The sequence below is a fragment of the Qipengyuania pacifica genome, from assembly GCF_019857205.1.
Classification (GTDB): Bacteria; Pseudomonadota; Alphaproteobacteria; order Sphingomonadales; family Sphingomonadaceae; genus Qipengyuania; species Qipengyuania pacifica.
The window spans coordinates 116,848-141,533 of sequence record NZ_JAHWXO010000008.1 but is presented as its reverse complement, the minus strand read 5'-3'; the positions used below and the strand labels follow the sequence as shown (position 1 = coordinate 141,533).

22 protein-coding genes are annotated in these 24,686 nt (G+C 60.3%); 9 read left to right on the top strand and 13 right to left on the bottom strand.

Annotated elements, in window-relative coordinates; genetic code table 11:
- Window positions 1–38 precede the first annotated feature (38 nt).
- Entirely contained in the window at window positions 39–797 is a 759-nt protein-coding gene (ubiG, locus tag KYK83_RS13350; protein ID WP_222828587.1) for a bifunctional 2-polyprenyl-6-hydroxyphenol methylase/3-demethylubiquinol 3-O-methyltransferase UbiG, read from the top strand.
- 36 nt (window positions 798–833) lie between these two features.
- Here ubiG and KYK83_RS13345 read toward each other — a convergent pair whose 3' ends face one another.
- The 4 genes from KYK83_RS13345 to KYK83_RS13330 all read right to left on the bottom strand — a co-directional run bounded on the left by KYK83_RS13345 (window position 834) and on the right by KYK83_RS13330 (window position 3,575).
- Window positions 834–1,892: a glycerophosphodiester phosphodiesterase family protein gene (locus KYK83_RS13345; RefSeq protein ID WP_222828586.1), complete on the bottom strand. Its 1,059-nt coding sequence runs from the start codon at window positions 1,890–1,892 to the stop codon at window positions 834–836.
- Between the two features lie 114 nt (window positions 1,893–2,006).
- Entirely contained in the window at window positions 2,007–2,354 is a 348-nt protein-coding gene (locus KYK83_RS13340) for an arsenate reductase (protein WP_222828585.1), read from the bottom strand.
- Entirely contained in the window at window positions 2,351–2,824 is a 474-nt protein-coding gene (ruvC, locus tag KYK83_RS13335; protein WP_103023027.1) for a crossover junction endodeoxyribonuclease RuvC, read from the bottom strand. Before ruvC ends, KYK83_RS13340 begins: the two co-directional genes overlap by 4 nt.
- A gap of 7 nt (window positions 2,825–2,831) precedes the next feature.
- Window positions 2,832–3,575 carry a YebC/PmpR family DNA-binding transcriptional regulator gene (locus tag KYK83_RS13330; RefSeq protein WP_103023026.1) on the bottom strand — a complete coding sequence of 248 codons (744 nt, stop codon included), beginning with the start codon at window positions 3,573–3,575 and terminating at the stop codon, window positions 2,832–2,834.
- 69 nt (window positions 3,576–3,644) lie between these two features.
- Between KYK83_RS13330 and KYK83_RS13325 the strand changes: the two genes are divergently transcribed.
- Window positions 3,645–4,403 carry a CPBP family glutamic-type intramembrane protease gene (locus tag KYK83_RS13325; RefSeq protein WP_222828584.1) on the top strand — a complete coding sequence of 253 codons (759 nt, stop codon included), beginning with the start codon at window positions 3,645–3,647 and terminating at the stop codon, window positions 4,401–4,403.
- Here KYK83_RS13325 and KYK83_RS13320 read toward each other — a convergent pair.
- From KYK83_RS13320 to KYK83_RS13305, 4 genes are all read right to left on the bottom strand, one after another.
- Window positions 4,400–4,747: a heavy metal-binding domain-containing protein gene (locus KYK83_RS13320; RefSeq protein WP_248284460.1), complete on the bottom strand. Its 348-nt coding sequence runs from the start codon at window positions 4,745–4,747 to the stop codon at window positions 4,400–4,402. The genes KYK83_RS13325 and KYK83_RS13320 overlap by 4 nt on opposite strands.
- 55 nt (window positions 4,748–4,802) lie before the next feature.
- Window positions 4,803–5,678 carry an SDR family oxidoreductase gene (locus KYK83_RS13315; RefSeq protein WP_222828583.1) on the bottom strand — a complete coding sequence of 292 codons (876 nt, stop codon included), beginning with the start codon at window positions 5,676–5,678 and terminating at the stop codon, window positions 4,803–4,805.
- A gap of 71 nt (window positions 5,679–5,749) precedes the next feature.
- A complete protein-coding gene (locus KYK83_RS13310) occupies window positions 5,750–5,986 on the bottom strand; it encodes a DUF2312 domain-containing protein (RefSeq protein WP_050601763.1) in 237 nt (78 codons plus the stop codon).
- Between the two features lie 78 nt (window positions 5,987–6,064).
- A complete protein-coding gene (locus KYK83_RS13305; RefSeq protein ID WP_103023094.1) occupies window positions 6,065–6,379 on the bottom strand; it encodes a DUF1244 domain-containing protein in 315 nt (104 codons plus the stop codon).
- Between the two features lie 49 nt (window positions 6,380–6,428).
- Between KYK83_RS13305 and pyk the strand changes: the two genes are divergently transcribed.
- On the top strand, window positions 6,429–7,904 hold the full coding sequence (pyk, locus tag KYK83_RS13300) for a pyruvate kinase (RefSeq protein ID WP_196847513.1): 1,476 nt from the start codon (window positions 6,429–6,431) through the stop codon (window positions 7,902–7,904).
- Window positions 7,905–7,947: 43 nt separating this feature from the next.
- On the opposite strand, the gene KYK83_RS13295 is transcribed toward pyk, so the two are convergent.
- From KYK83_RS13295 to rpoB, 5 genes are all read right to left on the bottom strand, one after another.
- A complete protein-coding gene (locus tag KYK83_RS13295; protein WP_221597069.1) occupies window positions 7,948–8,244 on the bottom strand; it encodes a hypothetical protein in 297 nt (98 codons plus the stop codon).
- Window positions 8,245–8,708: 464 nt separating this feature from the next.
- Window positions 8,709–10,058 (bottom strand): glutamate--tRNA ligase, encoded by a 1,350-nt coding sequence (gene gltX, locus KYK83_RS13290; RefSeq protein ID WP_222828582.1) that lies wholly within the window; start codon window positions 10,056–10,058, stop codon window positions 8,709–8,711.
- A 40-nt stretch (window positions 10,059–10,098) separates the two neighbouring features.
- On the bottom strand, window positions 10,099–12,471 hold the full coding sequence (locus tag KYK83_RS13285) for a putative bifunctional diguanylate cyclase/phosphodiesterase (RefSeq protein ID WP_222828581.1): 2,373 nt from the start codon (window positions 12,469–12,471) through the stop codon (window positions 10,099–10,101).
- A 172-nt stretch (window positions 12,472–12,643) separates the two neighbouring features.
- Window positions 12,644–16,969, bottom strand: a complete 4,326-nt coding sequence (gene rpoC / locus KYK83_RS13280) for a DNA-directed RNA polymerase subunit beta' (protein ID WP_103023020.1) — start codon at window positions 16,967–16,969, stop codon at window positions 12,644–12,646.
- Window positions 16,970–17,027: 58 nt separating this feature from the next.
- Complete coding sequence (rpoB, locus tag KYK83_RS13275; RefSeq protein WP_222828580.1) at window positions 17,028–21,230, bottom strand: DNA-directed RNA polymerase subunit beta; 4,203 nt, start codon at window positions 21,228–21,230, stop codon at window positions 17,028–17,030.
- A 361-nt stretch (window positions 21,231–21,591) separates the two neighbouring features.
- Between rpoB and KYK83_RS13270 the strand changes: the two genes are divergently transcribed.
- The 6 genes from KYK83_RS13270 (at window position 21,592) to rplJ (ending at window position 24,681) form a co-directional block, all read left to right on the top strand.
- Window positions 21,592–22,098 carry a DUF2975 domain-containing protein gene (locus KYK83_RS13270; protein WP_196847508.1) on the top strand — a complete coding sequence of 169 codons (507 nt, stop codon included), beginning with the start codon at window positions 21,592–21,594 and terminating at the stop codon, window positions 22,096–22,098.
- Window positions 22,098–22,328 (top strand): helix-turn-helix domain-containing protein, encoded by a 231-nt coding sequence (locus KYK83_RS13265; RefSeq protein ID WP_222828579.1) that lies wholly within the window; start codon window positions 22,098–22,100, stop codon window positions 22,326–22,328. Before KYK83_RS13270 ends, KYK83_RS13265 begins: the two co-directional genes overlap by 1 nt.
- Complete coding sequence (locus tag KYK83_RS13260; protein WP_222828578.1) at window positions 22,325–23,092, top strand: hypothetical protein; 768 nt, start codon at window positions 22,325–22,327, stop codon at window positions 23,090–23,092. Before KYK83_RS13265 ends, KYK83_RS13260 begins: the two co-directional genes overlap by 4 nt.
- Window positions 23,093–23,194: 102 nt before the next feature.
- Window positions 23,195–23,434, top strand: coding sequence for a hypothetical protein (locus tag KYK83_RS13255; protein WP_103023015.1), 240 nt, complete (start codon window positions 23,195–23,197; stop codon window positions 23,432–23,434).
- A gap of 157 nt (window positions 23,435–23,591) precedes the next feature.
- Window positions 23,592–23,852: a hypothetical protein gene (locus KYK83_RS13250; RefSeq protein ID WP_222828577.1), complete on the top strand. Its 261-nt coding sequence runs from the start codon at window positions 23,592–23,594 to the stop codon at window positions 23,850–23,852.
- A 313-nt stretch (window positions 23,853–24,165) separates the two neighbouring features.
- The gene (gene rplJ, locus KYK83_RS13245; protein WP_103023013.1) at window positions 24,166–24,681 is read left to right on the top strand and encodes a 50S ribosomal protein L10; all 516 of its coding nucleotides are present in this window, start codon (window positions 24,166–24,168) and stop codon (window positions 24,679–24,681) included.
- Window positions 24,682–24,686: the final 5 nt, after the last annotated feature.

Genomic DNA, 24,686 nt, shown 5'->3' with positions numbered 1-24,686 from the left:
TGCTGGAATAGCTGGGTAACGGCTGCTAGCCAGAGCGCATGAGTGATGCAACCACGCAACCGCGAAGCAATACTTCGGGCGGCCAAACGATCCGCCCCGATGAAGCCGCCCATTTCGGCAAGCTGGCCAAGGACTGGTGGGACCCGAAGGGGTCTTCCGCCATGCTTCACCGCCTCAACCCGGTCCGGCTCGCCTTCCTGCGCGAATGCGTGGATATGCATTGGGACGGCGATATTTCTCAGCGTCATCCCCTCGCGGGCAAGACCGCGCTCGATGTGGGTTGCGGTGCGGGCCTCCTGTGCGAACCCATGGCGCGACTCGGGGCAGATGTAACCGGCGTCGATGCCGCGCCGGAAAACACCGCTGCGGCAGCCGTCCACGCCGATGGTGCCGGTCTCGATATCCGCTACATCGCGGGTGAAGTCGGCTCACTCGACATCGGCACCTTCGATCTGGTCACGGCGATGGAAGTGATCGAACATGTCGCGGACAAACCCGCCTTCATCGCCGCGCTCGCGGGCAGGCTGGCATCCGACGGGCTGATGGTCCTGTCCACACCGAACCGCACGCCGCAGTCGCGGTTGCTGATGATCGGTGCGGCAGAAGGCCTCGGCTTGATCCCCAAAGGCACGCATCACTGGGACGATTTCATCACGCCGGAAGAACTGGGCGCGCTGCTGGACGATGCCGGGCTGGAGATGGGCGAACCGCGCGGCATTTCCTTCCGGCCCGACAAGGGCCTCCACCTTTCGGCCGATCTCTCGCTCAACTATCTGGTCACGGCGCGGTACCGATAGGCTCGGCAAAGTCCCGCGATGGCTGCCTGACGTCGATCAGTCGCCTGCATTCATGGCCGGAACCACCAGTCCGGGATCGTCGGTGAAAACGCCATCGAGCCCGGCCGCCCTCAGCAGTGCGACCATCGCCGGCACGTCGCCTGCCGCATTCTCCGCACTGCCGCGACGCAGTGCTGGCGGCAGGAAGGCGTTTTCCTTGCGCAGCGTCCAGCCATGCAGCTTCAGGCCTGCCCCGTGCACCTTTTCTGCCAGCCCGGTCGAGGTCCCGTCCGCGTTGAATACCAGCCGCAGGTCGGCCCCGATGGCATCGGCATATTTGGCCACTTCCGCCAGCCCGGCAGGTGTCAGCATTTCTTCATAGGACAGGGCCGGTTCGTCCGCCGGGCCGCTACCCGGCGTCACCAGCAGCACCAGCGGCACCTCGACCATCGTGTTGAGGCGGCGCAGCGTGCCCACCTCGAAGCTCTGGATGAAGACCGCATCCTCCGCATCGTCGAGATCGGCCTGGCGCAAGGCGGTGACCAGCAGGTCCACCGTGTCGAAACCCTGCTGCAGCAGGAAATCGGGATGCTTGAGTTCGGGATAGATGCCGACGCGCCTGCCCGTCTCGGCTTCCTTGGCCTCCACCAGCTGCAGGATCTCGGCAAAGGTGGGAATGGCATAGAGACTATCGAACTGCGCATTCTTCGTCCGCAGGCTCGGCAGGCGTTCCTTCGCGCGCAGGGTGCGCAGCTCGGCCAGGGTGAAATCTTCGGCGAACCAGCCGCTCACCAATCGCCCGTCGATGGTCTTGGATCGCTTGCGGTCGGCAAATTCCTCATGGGCGGCGACATCGGTCGTGTCCGACAATTCGTTTTCATGGCGCGCGACCAGCACCATGTCCTTGGTCACCACCAGATCGGGTTCGATATAATCCGCCCCCTGATCGATCGCGCGCTCATAAGCGGCCAGCGTATGCTCCGGCCGTTCGCCGCTGGCGCCGCGATGCGCGATCACGATGAAGTCGGAAGCCTGCAGCGGCAGCGCCGTCAACAGCACGGCAAGGAGCGCGATCGATCGAAGCGCAGGCCAATGGGCGAAGATCGCACGGATCATGGTCGACAAAGCTCCTGTTCGTGGCCGTTTCGTACTGTTCGGCAGGGATGTTCGGCGCAGATCAAACGCTCGATTAACATGCATATCGCCAACCGTATGGTGCCCGGCCGGTCGTTACTTGAGGGCAGCGGCCCATTCGGTTTCGTCGAACCCGACCAGCAGGCCGCCGGCATATTCGACCACGGGCCGCTTGATCATGCTGGGATTGGCCTCAAGCAAACCTACCGCTTTCGTCTCGTCGATATCGGCCTTCTCCGCGTCCGCCAGCTTGCGCCAGGTCGTCCCCCGGCGGTTCAGGATGGTATCCACGCCCCTGGCCCCGATCCATTCCCGCAGCTTTTCCGGATCGGCACCCTCTTTCTTATAGTCATGAAAAACATAGGGAATTTCTTGCCCATCGAGCCATTTTCGGGCCTTCTTGACCGTATCGCAATTGGGGATGCCATAAAATTCGATCGTCATAACGTCCTCGTCAAATGGGCGTCCGCAATGGCCACCGCCAGCGCATCGGCCGCGTCCGCTCCCGCGATTTTTACGCCTGGTAACAAGACCTTGACCATCGCCTGCACCTGCGCCTTCTCCGCTGCGCCGGTGCCCACCACCGCCTTCTTCACCAAGCGCGCAGCATGCTCGTTGACCGCCAGCCCCGCCGTTCCGCACGTCGCCAGCACAGCCCCCCGCGCCTGCGCCAGCTTAAGCGTCGTTTGTGCATTTTTGTTGACGTAGATTTCTTCCGCCGCCGCCCGGCCGGGCTGGTGGACGGCAATCACTTCCGCGAGCGATGCCTGCAACAGCCCCAGCCGCTGCGCCATGCTGGCTTTCGGATCGGTCGGCACCTGCCCGTTGGCGATATGCGTGATACGTGCGCCCTCGGACCGGATCACGCCCCACCCCGTGCAACTGAGCGAGGGATCGAGACCGAGGATGAGCACGGCTGGTTTAATCCAGCTTTTCCATCACTTCATCGGAGATATCGTAATTGCCCCACACGGTCTGCACATCGTCATCGTCGTCGAGGGCGTCGATCAGCTTGAGCAGGGTGGACGCATTCTTCTCATCCATGTCGACGGTAAGGTTCGGCTTCCACGCCAGCTTGACGGTTTCCGCTTCCCCGAGCGATTTCTCGAGATCGGAGGCAACCTGGTGGAGATCTTCGGCCGCGGTCCAGATTTCGTGGCCGTCATCCGAACTCGCGATATCTTCCGCCCCGGCTTCCATCGCCGCTTCGAGGATCTTGTCTTCGCTGCCTGCTTCGGCCGGGTAGAAAATCAGGCCAAGGCGCTCGAACCCGTGGGCAACGCTGCCCTCGGTGCCAAGATTGCCGCCATTCTTGGAAAAGGCGGTGCGGATGTTGGTCGCGGTGCGGTTGCGGTTATCCGTCAGTGCTTCGACGATAATCGCGCTGCCGCCCGGGCCATAGCCTTCGTAACGCACTTCTTCGTAGTTCTCGCCGTCCTGCGCGCTCGCCTTATCGATCGCGCGCTGGATGTTGTCCTTGGGCATGGACTGCGCCTTCGCCGCGTTGACCGCCAGGCGCAGACGGGGGTTCATGTCCGGATCGGGCATGCCCATCTTCGCCGCGACCGTGATTTCGCGGGACAGCTTGGAAAACATCGCGCTGCGCTTCTTGTCCTGCGCGCCCTTGCGATGCATGATGTTTTTGAATTTGGAATGACCGGCCATGGTTTCGCTTCGTAGCTCGATTGGTTGGGACGTTTCTCGTCAGAGATTCTCGGGGGTCGCCTTAGCCGCATGAACGCCGGAACGACAAGTCTTGCGCCTGCGATTTCGATGCGCAGCGAATGGGTTCAATTCGCCCGCTTTCTGAAGCGCCCGACATTGCCCGCCCGCGCCCCCTTGCCAAAAATCATGAGCCTTATCGCCGTACTTCGGCTGTTCGTCCTCGATCTGATCGTAATGAGCGTGCTTCTGGGGATCGCCGGAGCGGCGATGTCGGCCGGTATCGACGTGCCCGAAACGGCGCTTGCGGGCATGGAAATCGGCCCGGCCATCATATTTGCGGTAATCGTGATCGCTCCTCTGGTAGAAGAGACTCTATTCCGCGGCTGGTTATCGGGGCGCCCGGGCCACGTTCTTGGAATTCTTCTGGCCGTTCCTGCCGGCTTGCTGGCGGCCGGTATCTTCACAGCCGTCGGCGGCGGGACCTTCGCTAATCCATGGGCCGGAATGGCTGGGGCCGTGATGGTGGGACTTATTGTGGCCCTCGCATTCGTTTTCCTGCTGCGCCGACGCGATGCCATGCGTTGGTTCAAACGCTTTTTCCCGCTGTTTTTCTGGTTAAGCACGCTGGGTTTCGCCAGCGTCCACCTGTTCAATTTCCAGCCCGGTCAGATGGCCATGGCCTTGCCGCTGGTGCTTCCGCAATTCGCGACGGGCACGATGTTAGGCTATTTGCGGGTCAGATACGGGCTGTGGTCAAGCATCCTTCTGCACATGCTTCACAACGGGGCGTTCATTTCGCTGGTGCTGCTGGCGGGAAGCGCCGCCTAGATCTTTACGGCCGTCCCGCTAGCACTGACCATCAGCATGGAACCGGTATCGCCGATTACCTCATAATCGAGATCGATACCGACCACGGCATTGCCGCCCAAGCCCCCGCATTCAGCCTGAAGTTCCTGAATGGCCTGCTCTCGTGCGTCGCGCAGGATGCGTTCGTAACTCCCGGAACGGCCGCCCACGATGTCTCGAATATTGGCAAACAGGTCGCGGAAGAGATTGGCTCCGACGATCACTTCACCGGTGACGATGCCGAGATAGTCCTGGATGGGCTTGCCCTCGATAGTCGGGGTTGTTGTGACGATGATGCCGCGAGCATCTTTCCAAGGGCCTGCCATATCCGGATCTCCTGTTCCTTGCTGTGTTGCCAACATAGGACGGCTGACACGGTGATCAACCGTTGACGATAATGCCCCCGTTGGGATGAAGAACCTGTCCTGACATGTAAGAGCTGTCTCGACAGGCAAGAAACAGGAAGGCGGGCGCCACTTCGTTCGGTTCGCCCGGTCGGCCCATTGGCGTGTCTTCGCCGAAACTGTCCATATTTTCGGGCGGCTGCCCACCCATGGGATTAAGCGGCGTCCAGATCGGACCCGGTGCAACTGCATTAACGCGAATACCCTCGCCGACCAGATTTTCAGACAACGACCGGGTAAACGCCGTAATCGCCCCCTTCGTGGCGCTGTAATCCAGCAGTCCGCCAGAACCCTGATACATCGTTACGCTGGTACAATTGACGATCGCCGCCCCGTTCTTCAGATGCGGACGCGCGGCCTGCGTCATGTAGAACATCGAAAAGATGTTGGTCTGAAAGGTGCGCTGTAGCTGTTCGGTCGTGATATCGGTTATGTCGTCGTCCGGATGCTGTTCGCCGGCATTGTTGACCAAAATGTCCAGTTGGCCCCATTTCTCGATGACGGCCCGAACCAGTCCCTTGCAATGTTCCGGATTGCCGACGTCGCCAGCGGAAAGGAGCACTTCGGCGCCTTCCTTTTCGCATGCATCCCGCGTAATTTGGGCGTCGTCGTGCTCTTCGAGATAGGCGATCGCGACCTTCGCCCCTTCTCGGGCGAACAGCACCGCGGTTGCTCGCCCTATGCCGCTATCGCCACCGGTTACGATGGCGACCTTGCCTTTCAATCTTCCCGATCCGGGATAGCGCGGCTGCCATTGGGGTTTGCGATCGAGATCGGTTTCCGATCCCGGCATCCGCGGTTCTTCAGGTGTTTCTTCGATGAAGGCAGTATCGACGGGCTGGGTGTTGGCCATGGGTGAATTCCTTTCACCCGACCAACAGCTTGAAGCGGCGCCGTGTTCCGACAGCCCGCCGCAGCAAAGCGTCAGCCCATGCCAAGCGCGGCCTTGTAGGTATCGAGAATGGTTTCCTGCTCGCTGCGCTCGTCCGGCTTCATCTTCCGCAGACGAATGATCTGGCGCATGATCTTCGTATCGTAACCGACCGCCTTGGATTCCGCGTAAACGTCGCGAATGTCGTCGGCGATGCCCTTCTTCTCTTCTTCAAGCCGTTCGATGCGCTCGATCAGAAGGCGCAGGCGGTCGTCGGTGGCTTCTGCCATCTTGTAAAACTCCAGAATTTGAGAATCGGTTGGCGGCTCGATAGCCAGCCTGTCGGCGGTGGTGAAGGCGGCGACTCGCTACTCCACGCGATTTTTCGCAATGCTGGCCTCCATTCGGGCAAGCTGTTCTTCCGTCGCCGGGGCCTGGCGGGTCGATTTCCATTCATCCATCGGCATTCCATGGATCAGCTCCCGCGCCGCCAGTTTGTCGCCTTCGAACCCGGCATCGCGGATCCAGTCGGCAAGACAGTTACGGCAGAATCCGGCGAGGCCCATCAGTTCGATATTCTGCGCATCGTGACGGTGCCGAAGATGGCGTACCAGCCGCCGAAATGCCTCTGCCGCTACGGCATCGTCGAGTTGATCGAGGGCATCGGGCGCATTCGTAGTCATGTCTCTATCGTCCTTGCTTTGTCGCATAGCAGTGCCATAGGCCATTCCCATGGCCAATTCCGCCCCCAAGCTCGATCCTCGCGGCCGCAAGGTCAAGATTCTCGCCACCGTTGGTCCTGCCAGCCGCTCGCCAGAAATGCTCGCCAGGCTGTTCAAGGCCGGGGTCGATGCGTTTCGCGTCAACATGAGCCATGGCGAACATGCCGATCATGCAAAGACGATCGAAGCCATCCGCGCGATGGAAAAGCAGTTCATGCGCCCGATCGCGATCCTCGCTGACCTTCAGGGTCCAAAGCTACGCGTAGGCAAGTTCAAGGACGGACAGGCGGTCATCCGCCATTCCGGGCATTTCAAGCTCGATCGCAATCCTGAGCCCGGCGACGAGACGCGCGTCGAACTGCCGCATCCAGAACTGTTCGGCCTGCTGGAGAAAGGCCAGCGCCTGCTGATCAATGACGGCAAGATCCGCCTGAAAGTGATCCGGGCCGACGAGAATGAAATTCTCTGTTCTGCAGAAGTCGGAGGAGTCATTTCGGACCGCAAGGGCGTCAATGTACCCGATGCCGAAGTGCCGATCCCGGCCCTTACCGACAAGGACCGCAAGGATCTTGCCTTTGCAGTCAGTCAGGGCGTCGACTGGATCGGCCTAAGCTTCGTACAGCGCCCGGAAGACCTTGCCGAAGCCCGTAAGCTGATGGGTGGTTACGGCGCGCTGTGCGCCAAGATCGAAAAGCCCATGGCCGTTCGCCGGCTCGACGAAATCATCGACATGAGCGACGGCATCATGGTTGCTCGCGGCGATCTGGGGGTCGAACTCGAACCGCAGGAAGTCCCGCCTCTCCAGAAGCGGATCGTGAACGCCACCCGCCTCAAGGGTAAACCGGTGATCGTGGCGACACAGATGCTGGAAAGCATGATCGAAAGCCCTGCCCCGACCCGGGCAGAAGTCTCCGACGTGGCCAATGCAGTATACGACGGCGCCGACGCCGTCATGCTTTCCGCAGAAACCGCTGCGGGCGACTGGCCCGAAGAAGCGGTCACCATAATGCACAAGATCGCACGCCAGGTAGAGGGCGATGAAGCCTATCTCGCGCGGGTACGGTTTCTGGACACGCCACCGGACAGGACAACTGCCGACGCACTGGCGCATGCCTGCATGACCGTGGCCGATACGGTAGCAGTTAGCGCGATAACGGTCTTCACAGGTTCGGGATCTACCGCCCGCAGGGTTGCGCGCGAACGCCCCAGTGTGCCCATGCTCGTGCTGACACCGAGTATGAAGACGGCGCGCCGCCTGGGTCTGCTATGGGGTGCCCACGCCGTCGCGACCAAGGACATTGGCAGTTTCGAAGAGATGATCGCCAAGGGCAAGCGCATGGCGCTGCGTCATGGCTTCGGGGAAGCGGGCAGCAAGCTGATCGCACTGGCCGGCGTCCCGTTCGGCACCCCCGGTTCGACAAACCTTCTGCATGTCGTGACGATCAGCGGTGACGAACTGGACAAGCACGACGTGCAACCGGAATGACGGGCGGACACTTTCTTTAAAAGCACCGCCCGTCTTCGGATTATCAGGCGCCGATCGCCACGATTGTAATTCCGCCGAGCAGCAGGATTCCTGCCAAGACGGTCAGAACCATTTCGACCAATCCAAGCCTGTCGATATGGGCGGATCGAAAATCGCTATACTGCTGCCGCAAGCGTTCCTTGCTGGCCAGGCTGGCGACTTCGAGCGCCGAAGCCTCTTTGTCGAACCAGCGTTTTAGATCGGCCAGCTCCGTACTGTCGATTTCCGGATAACGCAGTAAGGTCGCCTCGATCTGGTCGAAGCGGTCGGTGACGGCACCGCCGTCGATATCGGTTGTCATTGTAAAGATGTCCTGTCTGAACAGAATTGGCGCCCCACGGGGACGCGGCGGCTCAGATCAGGCGGGGTGGTTCCCGTGGGGATGCCAGAGAACGTGGCGGCGGCTTCAGCGGAGGTGCGCGGGGCCCATGCGCCGGCCAGGGCTTTTGTTGCAGGCCCGCGTGCAGGCTCGCCTTAGGTGTCAGAATACTCGTGAATGGAGCTGTTTTGTCCGGACATGGCTGCGCTACCGTGCAGACGATGCCGGAATTGTCCTCCCTCGGAGGAAGCGTGACTTCCGCCGTTGCCGCACTGAATACCGGACCACGTCCGCGATCGAGCGAGATGGGCTGGGAAGGAATCGCGTGCGCGAAAAGAACCGCCAGTAACAGCGCAACCAGCGGGCGCGCCCGGGATCTGTTCAGCACATCGAGCATGGTGCCCCAAGGTAAGGGCCGCCGCGCCATGCCGCAAGTCGGCGGAAATCTAGCTGGTCGCGGCCTTGGTCAATCGCGCGCGGGCTTCCCCCTCGCCGATCAGCGGCAACAGTTCCCCCATGTCCGGCCCGTGATCCATACCCGTCAATGCCTGGCGCAACGGAAGGAACAGCGGTTTGCCCTTGCGACCGGTCGTATCCTTGAGCGCGCCGGTAAGCGAACGCCACGGATCATCGCTCCAAACGAGCGTGTTCGCTGCTTCGGTGAGATAGGCACGATCATCCTGCGTAAATTCCGGCTGGTCAATCGGGCCGGTGACCAGCGCCCACCACTGCCCCGCCTCGTTTACATGCGCGAGGTTCGGCCTGATGGCATGCCAGCCAGCCTCGTCCATACCCTGCGGCAGCCTGTCGGCGACCTGGGAAAACTCCATCTGATGGACAAGCGCTGTGTTGATACGGTCAAGTTCCGCATCGTCGAACTTTGCCGGCGCCCGTCCGAATGTCGAAAGATCGAAAGTTTCGAGAAGCGCCTCGATTTCGGCGATTGGTTCGACGGGAAGCGATGTGCCGAGGCGCGCCAGTAGCGCGATGATCGCTTCCGGCTCGATACCACGTTCGCGAAAGGCATCGCAGCCAAGCGATCCGAGCCGTTTGGATAATTTGCCTTCGGCCCCCACCAGCAAAGCCTCATGCGCAAAGCTGGGAATTTGCTGCGCTCTTCCTCTTGCAGCAATTAGTGCGGTAAACATCTGAATTTGCACCGCAGTATTGCTTACATGGTCCTCTCCGCGCAGGACGTGGGTAATACCCATATCGAGATCGTCCACCGCACTCGGCAGCATGTAAAGCCAGCTTCCGTCTGCCCGCCGCACGACCGGATCGGACAACTGCGCAGCATCGAATTTCTGTGGCCCTCGCACCCCATCGTTCCAGGCGATCTGCTCGTCATGATCGAGCATGAAACGCCAATGCGGCACGATACCCTGCGCCTCCTTGGCCGCACGGTCTTCCTCGCTCAGTTCAAGGGCCCCGCGATCATATATCGGCGGCAGGCCACGTCCGAGCCGGATCTTGCGCTTCAGCTCGAGTTCCTGCTGCGTTTCGTAGCAGGGATAAACGCGGCCGGCCGATTGCAGCGAAGCAAAGGCCTCTTCGTATTTCTCCAGACGCTCTGACTGACGCGCTTCGTCATCCGGCAGAATTCCGAGCCACGCCAGATCCGCCCGGATCGCGTCGACATACTCCTCGCGGCTGCGCTCGGCATCGGTATCGTCGATCCGTAGTATGAATTTGCCGCCAATCTTTCTCGCCAGCATCCAGTTATGCAGGGCGGTACGGATATTGCCGACATGAAGCCGCCCTGTAGGCGACGGAGCGAAACGGGTGACAGTGGTCATATCCGCGCCGATAGCGGAGGGCGGCTGGCTTGGCGAGAGGTCAGCTGGCGCGTCGTGGGCTTTGCTTCACGCTTGCCTCGCGCGTGCGGCGGTAGGCCAGTATCCCACTGACCGCCCCACCGCGCATGGCGGCATCGACGGCATCGGCCGTGGCGAAGTTCTCTCCAGGCACCGGTTCGCAGATCAGATAGCCCTGCGCTTCCTGACACCCGAGCCTGCGCAGGAGATCGAGCTGGTCGCGCGTTTCGACGCCTTCCGCCGTGGTCGCCATGCCCAACGCTTCGGCAAGCTTGGTGATGCTCGAAACGATCGCCTGGTTGTCGGCAGAACTCTCCACTCCGTCGACGAAGTCCTTGTCGATCTTGATCCGGTCGAAGGGAAAACGGCGCAGGTAACTCAGAGAAGAATAGCCGATGCCGAAATCGTCCAGCGCGATGCGGCTGCCCAACTCCCGAAGCTTCTGGAGATTGCCCATGCTGATGGAGCTTTCCTGCATCAGGACATGCTCGGTGATTTCGAACTCCACCCTTTCGGGCGCAATGCCATGTGCATGCAAAGATTGGGCAATCACCTTCACCAGATGCGGGCTGCGCACCTGTGTAGGCGAGAGATTGATCGCAATACGGAAATGGCCTTCCCACTTTGCCGTTTCCGCAAAGGCCTGCCGGATCGACCACTCGCCAATCGGAACGATCAAGCCCGTTTCTTCCGCAACTTCGAGAAAATCCGCCGGGCCGATAATTCCGCGCTTGGGATGGTACCAGCGCAGGAGCGCTTCATATCCGACAACCGAACCCGATTGCAGGTCGATCACCGGCTGATAATGGAGGTTGAGCTGTCCTCGGGCCACCGCTTCGCGCAAATCGATTTCAATTTCGCGGCGCTCTCGGGCCGCAAGATCGATGGACTGATCGTAGAGTGCGAGAGTGTCGCGCCCTTTGTTCTTGGCAGCAAAGAGGGCAAGATCCGCGCGGCGCATCAATTCCTCGGCATCGCAGCTTCCGTCACTGCTTCTGGCGATGCCAACGCTGCCCGACACGCGATAGATCTGACCATCTATTTCGAATGGATCTCGGATAGCGGCAAGGAAACTGTGCGCCCTTTCGATAAGCATGCCGGCCCCGGAACGCGTTTCGACGAGGATGGCAAATTCGTCGCCCCCCAGCCTCGCGACCAAATCCTGGCCGCGGACTTCCTGTTCAAGCCGTTTACCGACCTCGCGGAGCAACCTGTCGCCCATGAGATGTCCGCGCGTGTCGTTGACAGCCTTGAAGTCGTCCAGATCGAGGTAGAACAAGGCAATATTGCGCACCCTCTCGTTCTGATCCAGGGCAGCACGCAGGCGTTCGTTAAAGAGATAGCGATTAGCGAGCCCTGTCAAATTGTCGTAATGCGCCATGAAGGCGACGCGCTCCTCGATCATCCGATCGCTCGTCACATCCCGTGCAACGCCGCTGATTTGGCCATCGTCGCGCGGCCTTGCGGAGAGCTTCCAGTAGCGCATCTCCCCATTGATCCTCAATTTGAGCACCAGATCGTGGAAGCGGCTGCGTTCAGTGAGATGCCGCGCAAAAATGGCGCGGTTCGCATCCGCCATGAACATGTCGATCAGCGGCTTTCCTTCGAGCGTTTCGGCAGGCTTCTCGGCTGCCATTGCGAACCGCTCAGCCACGTTACGGAGATTGCCGGCTTCGTCGACCGTCCAGAGCCAGTCGGACGAATGCTCTTCGTAATCGTTCAGCAACAAGCGAACCGTGTCGGTCGCTTCACGGCGATTCATCTCGGCTTCGAGCCACTCGACAATCTGCCGCTCCTGCTCGCGCGTCGAGCCGAGCAGCGCGATGACGAAAAGGGCGAGCAGGATCAGGGCAGGCAAACCCGCCATACCAGTGCCGGTCCAGATAGCAGCGGTGATTGAAATTGCCATCACGACTACGTGGAAGATCGCAGCACTCGGCGCCGTTCTGTGAACCAGCAAAACGCCGCAAAGCACGGCGATTGCCACAACTGCGAGCACAACTGCGTCCAGACCATGTGCGACCGGCGCCAAATACGGAAAGATTCCGGCCCAGGCCAAGGAGCCAAGCCATTGCAACAGAACGAAACGGCGCCAGTGTCTGCGCAACTCCCCTAGGGAGGGACTTTCACGGTCGAGAATGCTGTCAAAGACCACATAGACCGCGATCAGCACCAACTGCATGGTCGCCCAACCTATCAGGACCGCAAGATCAACCTGATCGCGGAAGGTGTAGACAAGCGCCACAATCGACCCGAGCGCTGGAAGCAGGGACAACGTCGCCCCGGTCGTGAAATCTCTCATTCTGCGGGTCAGCAGAAGTTGTCCGACCGCAGCGTGCCCGTCCGGACTTCCGCCGGTTCCATACGCTTCGGTATCGGGCCCTTCTACTGCCACGAAATTCCCCGCATTGCGGTCACTTTCCCCCATGTGCCGATAGTTAAGGTGCAACTACTCAAACCTGCCGTCAAGCAAACAAGCGCGGGCGTGCTTTGCGCCGAGTACAACGAAAAGGCCCCGCCGGATCGCTCCAGCGGGGCCCTTTCTGTGCGGTTGCCGTAAGGCGGACTTATTCGCCGTCTTTCGCATCCTCGTTCAGGTAGTCGCCTGCATCGGCGTCGGTGCCGTGGGTTTCCCCTTCCATGGTCGCCAGCGGATCGTCGCCGATTGCCGCCTCGGGTCCCTGCGCAAGTTCGGCTTCGTGCTCTTCCGCCGCGGTATTGGCAGCGATGATCGCATCCTGAGCCTTCTTCCACTGGGCCCGCAGAGCAGCATCGCGGCTCGACGCGGTGATGCGCATGCGGTTCATGCCGGCACCCGTGCCTGCCGGAATGAGGCGGCCAACGATCACGTTTTCCTTCAGACCGACCAGCGTGTCCTTCTTCCCTTCGACCGCGGCCTGCGTCAGCACGCGCGTGGTTTCCTGGAACGAAGCCGCAGAGATGAACGAACGCGTCTGGAGCGAGGCCTTGGTGATGCCGAGCAGGATCGGGGTACCCTTGGCGGGTTCCTTGTTCCTGCCGAGCTTCGCATTGGTCTCGTTCAGTTCTTCCAGATCGACCTGCTCACCGGGAAGCAGAACGGTGTCGCCACCGTCCGTGATCTCGACCTTCTGCAGCATCTGGCGAACGATCACCTCGATGTGCTTGTCGTTGATCTTCACACCCTGCAGTCGGTAGACTTCCTGGATTTCGTTGACGAGATACTCGGCCAGTGCCTCGACGCCCATGACTTCGAGAATGTCGTGCGGGTTGGGCGAGCCGGAAATCAGGGTATCACCCTTCTTCACGAAGTCGCCTTCCTGCACGTCGATCACCTTGGTCTTGGGGATCAGGTACTCGACTGCATCACCTTCCTCGGGGACGATCGCAATCTTGCGCTTCGCCTTGTATTCGCGAACGAATTCAATCTTGCCCGAAATCTTGGCGATGACCGAATTGTCCTTCGGCAGACGCGCTTCGAACAGTTCGGCGACACGCGGCAGACCGCCGGTGATGTCGCGGGTCTTGGCAGCTTCACGCGAAGCACGGGCCAGGATGTCACCCTCCGAAACCTGCTGATTGTCTTCGACCGAGAGAACGGTACCGGGTGCCAGCATGTAACGCGCGGCTTCGCTTTCGTCGCCGGCATCGTTGAACAACGTCAGACGGGGACGCAGATCATCCTTCTTGCGACCAGCGGTACGCATTTCGGTGACGACGCGCTGAGCAATGCCGGTAGCATCGTCGACGCGTTCTTCCATCGTCGTACCGTCGACAAGGTCCTGATACTTCACGACACCCGACTGTTCGGTGATGATCGGCAAGCTGAACGGATCCCATTCGGCCAGACGATCGCCTTCCTTCACCTTGCCGCCATCCTTGTGCATCAGCACGGTACCGTATGGCACCTTGTGGATTTCGCGTTCACGGCCTTCGGCGTCGATCACAGCCAGTTCGCCGTTGCGGGCGAGCGACAGTATCCGACCCTTCTTGTCGACGATCGTCGGCATGTCGCGATACACGACCTTACCGTCCGAGATCGCTTCGAGATGGCTCGTTTCGTTAAGCTGTGCAGCACCGCCGATGTGGAAGGTACGCATGGTCAGCTGCGTGCCGGGCTCACCGATCGACTGCGCGGCGATCACACCGACAGCTTCACCGATGTTGACCGGCGTACCGCGAGCAAGGTCACGGCCGTAGCAGGTGGCGCAAACGCCCTGGCTTGCTTCACAGACCAGTGGCGAACGGATCTTGGCCACCTGTACTTCGGCAGCTTCGATTTCCTTCACCATCGGCTCGTCGATCAGCGTACCGGCCTTGACGATGACCTCATCGGTCGCCGCGTTGACGATGTCCTCGGCCGTGGTCCGGCCGAGAATACGTTCGCCAAGCGAGGCGATGACCGAGCCGCCCTGTACGATAGCGCGCATTTCCAGCGCATTCTCGGTCTTGCAGTCTTCCTCGATGATGACGCAGTCTTGCGACACGTCGACGAGGCGGCGGGTCAGGTAACCCGAGTTAGCCGTCTTCAACGCGGTGTCCGCGAGGCCCTTACGGGCGCCGTGGGTCGAGTTGAAGTATTCAAGGACGTTCAGGCCTTCCTTGAAGTTCGAGATAATCGGGTTTTCGATGATTTCGCCACTCGGCTTGGCCATCAGGCCGCGCATGCCGGCCAGCTGCTTCATCTGAGCGGGCGAACCACGCGCACCGGAGTGCGCCATCATGTAGATCGAGTTGATCTCGGCCTGAACACCATCGTCGCCGATCGGTCGAGCCTTGATCTTTTCCATCATCGCATCGGCCACGCGGTCGCCGCACTGGCTCCACGCATCGATCACTTTGTTGTACTTTTCCTGCTGGGTGATCAGGCCGTCCTGGTACTGCTGCTCGTAATCGGCAACCAGCGCCTTGGTCGTTTCGACCATGCCTTCCTTTTCTTCGGGGATGATCATGTCATCCTTTCCGAAGGAAATGCCGGCCTTGAACGCGTGGCGGAAACCGAGCGACATGATCGCGTCGGCAAACAGCACGGTGTCCTTTTGGCCGGTGTGACGATAGACTTCGTCGATTACGTCGGCGATGTCCTTCTTGGTCAGCAGGCGGTTCACGATGTCGAACGGAACCTTGTGGTTCTTCGGCAGACATTCGCCGATCAGCATGCGGCCGGCAGTGGTCTCGAACCGCTTCATGGCGATATTGCCATCTTCGTCAGCCTGCGGAACACGGGCGAGGATCTTGGTGTGGAGCGAGACCTGCTTCGTTTCCAGCGCCTGATGAACCTCTGCCATGTCCGAGAACATCTGCAGCTTCTCGACCTGGTTGCCGTCTGAATCCTCGGCGAATTCGGGCGTCTTTTCCTGGCGTTCCATCGACAGGTAATAAAGGCCCAGGACCATGTCCTGCGAAGGCACGATGATCGGCTTGCCGTTGGCAGGCGAGAGGATGTTGTTGGTCGACATCATCAGGACGCGCGCTTCCAGCTGCGCTTCGAGGCTCAGCGGAACGTGAACGGCCATCTGGTCGCCGTCGAAGTCGGCGTTGAAGGCGGCGCAGACCAGCGGGTGAAGCTGGATCGCCTTGCCTTCGATCAGCACCGGCTCGAACGCCTGAATGCCAAGACGGTGGAGCGTTGGTGCGCGGTTCAGGAGAACCGGGTGTTCGCGGATGACTTCATCCAGAATGTCCCAGACTTCCTTGCGCTCCTTCTCGACCCACTTCTTCGCCTGCTTCAGCGTCATGCTGAGGCCCTTGGCGTCGAGGCGGGCGTAGATGAACGGCTTGAACAGTTCGAGCGCCATCTTCTTCGGCAGGCCGCACTGATGCAGCTTGAGTTCCGGGCCGGTCACAATGACCGAACGGCCCGAATAGTCGACGCGCTTACCCAGAAGGTTCTGACGGAAGCGGCCCTGCTTGCCCTTGAGCATATCGGAGAGCGACTTCAGCGGACGCTTGTTGGCGCCGGTGATGACGCGGCCACGACGACCGTTGTCGAACAGCGCGTCGACCGCTTCCTGAAGCATGCGCTTTTCGTTGCGGACGATAATGTCCGGGGCGCGCAGTTCCATCAGCCGCTTGAGGCGATTGTTACGGTTGATCACGCGGCGATAGAGATCGTTGAGATCCGACGTCGCAAAACGGCCACCATCGAGCGGCACCAGCGGGCGCAGTTCGGGCGGGATGACCGGCACGACTTCGAGGATCATCCACTCGGGGCGGTTGCCCGATTCGATGAAGCTTTCGACAACCTTGAGCCGCTTGATGATCTTGGCAGGCTTGAGCTTCGACTTGGTCGTCGCCAGCTCTTCCAGAAGGTCCTCTTTCTCACGGTCGAGATCGAGATCCATCAGCATGAACTTGACCGCTTCCGCACCGATACCGGCGCTGAAGCTGTCTTCGCCATACTCGTCCTGCGCTTCGAGCAGTTCGTCTTCGGTCAGCAGCTGGAATTTTTCCAGCGGCGTCAGGCCGGGTTCGGTGACGATGTAGCTTTCAAAGTACAGCACGCGCTCGAGCTGCTTAAGCTGCATGTCCAGCAGCAGGCCGATGCGGCTGGGAAGCGATTTCAGGAACCAGATATGGGCAACCGGCGCGGCCAGTTCGATGTGGCCCATGCGCTCGCGGCGGACCTTGGTCACGGTCACTTCGACGCCGCACTTTTCGCAGACGACGCCCTTGTACTTCATGCGCTTGTACTTGCCGCAGAGGCATTCGTAGTCCTTTACCGGACCGAAGATGCGCGCGCAGAACAGGCCGTCACGTTCAGGCTTGAACGTGCGGTAGTTGATCGTTTCCGGCTTCTTGATTTCGCCGAAGGACCACGAGCGGATGCGCTCGGGGCTGGCGATGCCGATCTGGATCTCGTCGAAGGTTTCGGGCTTCGCGAGCTGGTTGGTGAATTTGGTCAGTTCGTTCATGACTTAATTCCCTAAACGGGTGAATTCTCTGGGACGGAAGCGGTGGGGGCCGAAGCCCCTATTCCGCCGCTATAGCGAGGCCATCGTCGTCATCGTCGGTCAGAGACTTGAGTTCGACATTGAGGCCCAGGCTGCGCATTTCCTTGACGAGCACGTTGAAGCTCTCCGGAATGCCCGCTTCGAAGGTGTCGTCGCCCTTGACGATGGCTTCGTAGACCTTGGTACGTCCGATCACGTCGTCCGACTTCACGGTGAGGATTTCCTGCAGCGTGTAGGCAGCGCCGTAGGCCTGAAGTGCCCAGACCTCCATTTCCCCGAAGCGCTGGCCACCGAACTGCGCCTTACCGCCCAGCGGCTGCTGGGTGACGAGGCTGTAGGGACCGATCGAACGGGCGTGGATCTTGTCGTCGACGAGGTGGTGCAGCTTGAGCATATAGATGATGCCAACGGTGACCTTGCGGTCAAAGGCTTCACCCGTGCGCCCGTCGAACAGGACCGACTGGCCGGAGCTGTGCAGACCCGCCTTTTCGAGCTCGATCGTTACGTCGCCTTCGCGCGCACCGTCGAACACCGGCGTACCCATCGGAACGCCTGCGGTCAGGTTGCTGGCCAGTTCGACCACTTCGGCGGTCGAACGGCTGTCGATCGCGTCGTGATACTCCTCGCCGTACACCTCCTTCAGACGGTCGATAACGGCTTCGGGCGGCTTCGCCTGGGCATAGTCTTCCGAAGCGTTGGGGTTGGCCTTCTTCCACTCTTCAAGCTGCTCACCGATCTGGTGGCCCAAATTGCGGGCCGCCATGCCGAGATGCGTTTCGAAGATCTGGCCGACGTTCATACGACTGGGAACGCCGAGCGGGTTGAGCACGATATCGACCGGTGTCCCGTCTTCGAGGAACGGCATGTCCTCGATGGGCAGGATGCGGCTGATGACGCCCTTGTTCCCGTGACGGCCGGCCATCTTGTCGCCCGGCTGCAGCTTGCGCTTCACCGCGACGAAGACCTTGACCATCTTGAGCACACCCGGAGCGAGTTCATCACCGCGCTCGAGCTTTTCCTTACGGTCTTCGAACTTCTCTTCGATGATCTTGACCGCTTCGTCGTACTGCGACTTGACCGCTTCGAGTTGCGCCTGACGGCCATCGTCCGCCACGGCGAACTTGAACCATTCGTGCCGATCGATTTCGTCCAGAAGCTCTTCGGAAATCTCCGTGCCCTTCTTGACGCCTTTCGGCGCTGCCGAGGCGGTCTGCCCCGTGAGCATATCGCGCAGGCGGTTGTAGGTCGCCCGGTTGAGAATGGCGCGCTCGTCGTTCGAGTCCTTGCGGAGACGTTCGATTTCCTCGTTCTGAATCGCGCGGGTACGGTCGTCGATCTCGATACCGTGACGGTTGAAAACGCGAACCTCGACAACGGTGCCTGCAACGCCCGGGGGCAGGCGGAGCGATGTGTCGCGCACATCGCTGGCCTTTTCACCGAAGATGGCGCGCAGAAGCTTTTCTTCCGGTGTCATCGGGCTTTCGCCCTTCGGCGTGATCTTGCCGCACAGGATATCGCCCGGATGCACTTCCGCGCCAATGTAGACGATGCCCGCTTCGTCGAGGTTGCGCAGGGCTTCCTCGCCGACATTGGGAATGTCGCGGGTGATGTCTTCAGGGCCGAGCTTCGTGTCGCGAGCCATGACTTCGAATTCCTCGATATGGATCGAGGTGAAGACGTCGTCCTTCACGATCCGTTCGGAGATGAGGATACTGTCCTCATAGTTGTAGCCGTTCCAGGGCATGAAGGCGACGAGGCTGTTCCGGCCCAGTGCCAGTTCGCCCAGATCGGTCGAAGGACCGTCAGCGATGATGTCGCCTGGCTCGACCGTTTCGCCCACCTTCACCAGCGGACGCTGGTTGATGCAGGTGTCCTGGTTCGAACGCTGGAACTTCTGCAGCGTGTAGATATCGACGCCCGACTGTCCGGCCTCGACATCGCCGATCGCACGGATAACGATACGCGTGGCGTCGACCTGGTCGACAATACCGCCTCGCGTCGCTGCGATGGCAGCGCCGGAATCGCGGGCCACGGTTTCTTCCATACCGGTACCGACCCAAGGCGCTTCAGCCTTGACCAACGGAACGGCCTGACGCTGCATGTTCGATCCCATCAGCGCGCGGTTGGCGTCATCGTTTTCCAGGAACGGAATGAGCGATGCCGCGACCGAAACGAGCTGCTTGGGGCTGACGTCCATCAGGGTGATGGATTCGCGCGGCGCCATCAGGTTGTCGCCGTCGTGACGGGCCGAAACCAGTTCCTCGACGAACGAACCGTCCGTGGTGAGATCGGCCGAAGCCTGCGCCACCGTGTGCTTCTGCTCTTCCATCGCCGAGAGATAGATGACCTCGTCGGTGACCTTGCCATCTACGACCTTGCGGTACGGCGTTTCGATAAAGCCGTACTTGTTGACGCGGGCGAAGGTCGACAGCGAGTTGATCAGACCGATGTTCGGGCCTTCCGGCGTTTCGATCGGACAGATACGACCATAGTGCGTCGGGTGAACGTCGCGGACTTCGAAGCCTGCGCGTTCGCGGGTAAGACCGCCCGGGCCGAGCGCCGACACGCGGCGCTTGTGGGTGACTTCCGACAGCGGGTTGGTCTGGTCCATGAACTGCGAAAGCTGGCTCGAACCGAAGAACTCGCGCACGGCGGCCACGGCAGGCTTCGCATTGATCAGGTCGTTCGGCATGACGGTCGATACATCGACGCTGCTCATGCGCTCCTTGACGGCACGCTCCATGCGCAGAAGGCCAACCCGATACTGGTTTTCCAGCAGCTCGCCCACCGAACGCACGCGGCGGTTGCCGAGATTGTCGATGTCGTCGACGTCGCCCTTGCCGTCCTTGAGGTCGACCAGTTCCTTGACCACGGCCAAGATGTCTTCCTTGCGCAGCGTGGTCACGGTGTCTTCGGCGTCCAGCTCGAGACGCATGTTCAACTTCACGCGGCCGACGGCAGACAGGTCGTAACGCTCACTATCGAAGAACAGGCCTTCGAACAGGGCTTCTGCAGTTTCCTTGGTCGGCGGTTCGCCTGGACGCATGACCTTGTAGATCGCCTCCAGTCCTTCGTCACGGTTTTCGGCCTTGTCGACCTTGAGCGTGTTGCGCATCCACGCGCCGGTGCTGACGTGATCGATGTCCAGCAGATCCATCGCATCGATGCCGGCAGCATCAAGGACTTCGAGGTTTTCTGCCGAAACTTCGTCGCCCGCTTCGATGTAGATACGACCGGTCTTCTCGTCGATCATGTCACGCGATGCATAATGGCCGAAGATTTCCTCGGTTGGCAGCAGCAGCGTTTCGAGACCGTCCTTGGCAGCCTTGTTGGCCGCACGCGGACTGATCTTCTGACCGGCGGGGAACACTTCCTCGCCCGTCTTCGCATCGATCAGCGGGAAAGCCGGCTTCTGGCCACGCCATTGCTCGGCGACGAAAGGAATATTCCAGCCTTCACCTTTCTTGCCCGTCGCCCGCTTCCAGGTAACGGTGTTGTAGAAGTGCGAGAGAATGTCTTCGTCATCCAGGCCGAGCGCGAACAGCAGCGACGTGACCGGCAGCTTGCGCTTGCGGTCGATACGCACGTTGACGATGTCCTTGGCGTCGAATTCGAAATCGAGCCACGAACCGCGATACGGAATGATGCGGGCAGCGAAGAGGAGTTTGCCCGAAGAATGCGTCTTGCCGCGATCATGGTCGAACAGCACACCCGGCGAACGGTGCATCTGCGACACGATCACACGCTCGGTGCCGTTGATGATGAAGGTACCATTGCCCGTCATCAGGGGCATGTCGCCCATGTAGACGTCCTGCTCCTTGATATCGAGAACCGAGCGCGTTTCGGTTTCCTGGTCCACCTCGAACACGATCAGGCGCAGCGTGACCTTCATCGGGGCGGCATAGGTGATGCCGCGCTGGCGACATTCCACGATGTCGTATTTCGGCTGCTCGAGCTCGTAATGCACGAAGTCGAGTTCGGCTGTCCCGGCGAAGTCGCGAATCGGGAATACGCTGCGAAGAGTCTTCTCGAGGCCGGAAACGTAATCGATTTCCTTGTTCGAACGCAGGAACTGTTCGTAGCTCTCGCGCTGGACCTCGATCAGGTTCGGCATATCGACGACTTCGTGGATGTCGCCGAAGATCTTGCGGATACGACGCTTCGCCGTGCCCTGCGCGTTTGCGCCCCGGGTTTTCTTCGGAGCTTTCGCCATGGTAGCCATAAGGGGTAGTTACCTCTTCTCGTGTGCGCCGGCACCTGCGCGGACAGGGCCGGAATTCGTTTCTCATGCGCGTGAGATCATAGCCGGGACGCGAAAAGGCCGCAGCGTCCTGCACACCGGTTCCGGTGGCCTGCTGCAGCTTCTCTAGCGTCGCGATTATGGAAACGCCGCTTCCATCCTGTGTCCAATTCCCGCGCATGAATCGGACTCGCTCGAAGCGTGCGGTCGAAGGGGCATATAGGAAGCAAGCCTCGCACGGTCAAGTGACGCGGATTTCGCGCTCCTTATCGAATAACGATATTATTGCTTTACAATAAGGTCGGCTAGATGCATATCGATTTTCGATAAGGGAGGAGTTTTTATGTTTTCCGCGATCACTATCAGCCTGCGCATTGCAAACTGGCTCAACTGGTTCTTCGGTGCCCTGCTAATGGTTACGCTAAGCGCCATAGTCGGCGACTGGGCGGGCCTTGGGACGATGGTCTTCACGCATATCGAACCCGCCAGCACGCACAACGCGATCCGAGGGTATTTGTTTGCGATGGTAGTGATGATGCCTCCTGTTATGGTGGCAGTGCACTGGATACTCACCCGCCTCGCCGCCCTGGTCCGCGACGCGGCCGTGGGTCACGCGCTTACCGATGCTAATGCTGCGCGGCTTCGCGCGATCGCTTGGGCCACGCTGGCGATCGCCATCGTCGACCTTTGCTTCGGCTGGGTATCCGTGGCCACTAGCAAGGCCACCGGGGAATATTTCGGATGGTCCCTCTCACTGACCGGCTGGATCGCGGTGCCTTTGCTTTTCGTACTGGCCCACGTTTTCCGCGAAGGCGCTGCGATGCGCGCCGATCTCGAAGGCACCGTCTGATGCCCACCGATGAAGCCAGTGCTATTGCCATTCGCCTCGATGTCTTGCTGCAGGATCGCGGGATGACGCTCACCGAACTCGCCGGCCGCATTGGCATTACTCTCGCCAATCTGTCGATCCTGAAGACCGGCAAGGCCCGGGCGATCCGCTTTTCCACGCTAGAGGCAATCTGCCGCGAACTTCAGTGTCAACCTGGCGATCTGCTACAGTACGAAAGGAATGGGCTATGATCTGGCTTCGGCGCTTCTTCGCGGATATGATCGGCTCCTATCTCGATAGTCTCCGCGCGCTACGCGCTTTGCCTTGGTTGTTCGCCGCTATCGTGCTGTGGGAATTTGCCCAGCATGTTGTCGAAGTGCGGATCGGCATGTTCGAAAGCCGGGACATGGCCCGTTTGACGAACGATAATGGCCTGCGCATGGCTTTCGGCTGGATCAAGATGACTTCGATCTACGTGGGCGCGTTCTTCGTTATCCGCCATTTCGCCAGCCAGCGCGAAGGGCGTGTGCTCGCCCCACTGGATACCGCAGCGCTGCGCTTCTTGCCCTATGTTCTTTATGCGCTCGTTGTGTTCGCAGCAATGTTTTACGCTCGCGCACTCGTGCCCGAGGTGCACGTCACCGCGTTACGCAGCGCCTTGGGCCTCGGCCAGTTGCTCATCGAGCCTCTGCTAATGACCTGGGTGGTTGCCGCCGCGACTGACGGGCGCGTCGCCAACCCGCTCGTCTCGGCGCGTCGATTAGGATGGCTGTACGGTCTCGCCTTGCCGCTGTACATCCTGACGCGGCTGCCGTTCAGTCTGCTTCACCAGCAGTTAAATAGGCTATCCATTGGGGAAGCGGGGATCCAGCTTTGGGGACTGCTAGCGCTCGATTCGCTGGTAGTTGGCTTGATCGTGGCAATCTCACCATCGGCGATGGTACGCATCGCGCATTGGACCGAACTACGTCAGGCTGGCGCTAAAACGCGAGAAACGGCGGTGGTTTCCCCCTAATCAATAAAAAAGAGCGCGGTTTTGCAGAATGTGTCTTTTCCCGGGCAAAAATATGGCTATTTTAAGGCTACGCCAATCAGGGCGTTACAGGAACATTGTCACATGAAGAAGATCGCTCTCGTCGCCGCACTTCCGTTCGCGCTGACTCTCGCCGCTTGTGGCGAACAGGCCGCTGACGAAACCACCGCAGACGAAATGGCTCCGGCTGAAGCAGTCGACGAAACCGTTGTTGTCGAAGAAACCCCGGTTGCCGATCCGATGGCAACCGAAGGCGCCATGATGGAAGAAACCGTCACCGCCACCGAAACGCCGATGGCTGAAGAAACCACTCCGGCTGAATAATCGGACTTCCGTTTACCGCGCCCTGCGCGAAACGGTACGATTGACGAAAGGCCTGTCCCTCATGGGGGGCGGGCCTTTTTCGCGTCAAAAGGGCTTTTTTGGAACCGATGGCAATTGTGGCGGTTTTATGGCCATGCTCTCGAAAGGAGATTATGACATGAAGAAGTTTGCTATCATCGCCGCCCTCCCCTTCGCCCTTTCGGTTGCCGCCTGCGGCGACTCCGTTGACGGAACCGACACCACGGATCTCGAAGCCAATGCTGTCGAGCCTATGGATCAGGGCATGAGCGATCCGATGGAAACGCCCGCACCGATGATGACCGGCACCGAAACCGGTACCATGGACGATACCATGACCACTCCGCCCACCGACACCGCTACGGGTGAGCCCATGGAATCGGATCCGATGGCCGAATAACGCCGGGGTCGATGACTCACGCGGGTTCTGCTTGACAGAATCACCCAAATCCTTAGAGGCCCGCCACCGAACGGCGGGCCTTTTTGGTTTGCCCGTTCATCCGTCCGAGACAGTTGGTGACCGGAATGTGCCGGTCTTAATTTCCAGCCTAGACGGGGAACAGAGATTTCATGACGATGTTCTCCATCGTCGTTTCGCGCCTGTTGGTGCACCTCCTTCCCCCTCAACGGACTCGCCCGTGTCGCTTCGGCGGCGCGGACAAACGTAGCCGGTCGTTCGCTGCAAGCGAACGGCCATAGTGAAGGAGTATGGCATGGATCGTTCGCAGAAAGCCGATGCGGTCGCCCAGCTCAGCGAAGTCTTCAACCAGGCTGGCGTGGTCGTCGTGACCCGCAACCTGGGCCTTACGGTCGCTCAGTCGACTGAACTGCGCTCGAAGATGCGTGAAGCCGGTGCGACTTACCAGGTAGCGAAGAACCGTCTCGCCAAGCTCGCCCTGAAGGACACCGACTACGCAGGTCTCGACGAGTACCTGTCCGGTCCGACCGCCCTCGGTTATTCCGAGGATCCGGTTGCTGCGGCCAAGGCCGTGGTGGATTTCGCCAAGACCACCGACAAGATTGAAATCGTCGGCGGTTCGATGGGCGCGCAGAAGCTCGACGAAGCAGGGGTCAAGGCACTCGCCTCGATGCCGAGCCTCGACGAACTTCGTGGCACGATCGTGGGCCTCCTCAACGCGCCGGCGACCAAGGTCGTCCGCACGATCAAGGAACCCACCTCGATGCTCGCACGCGTATTCGGTGCCTACGGCGCCAAAGAAGCCGCGTAAGAGCT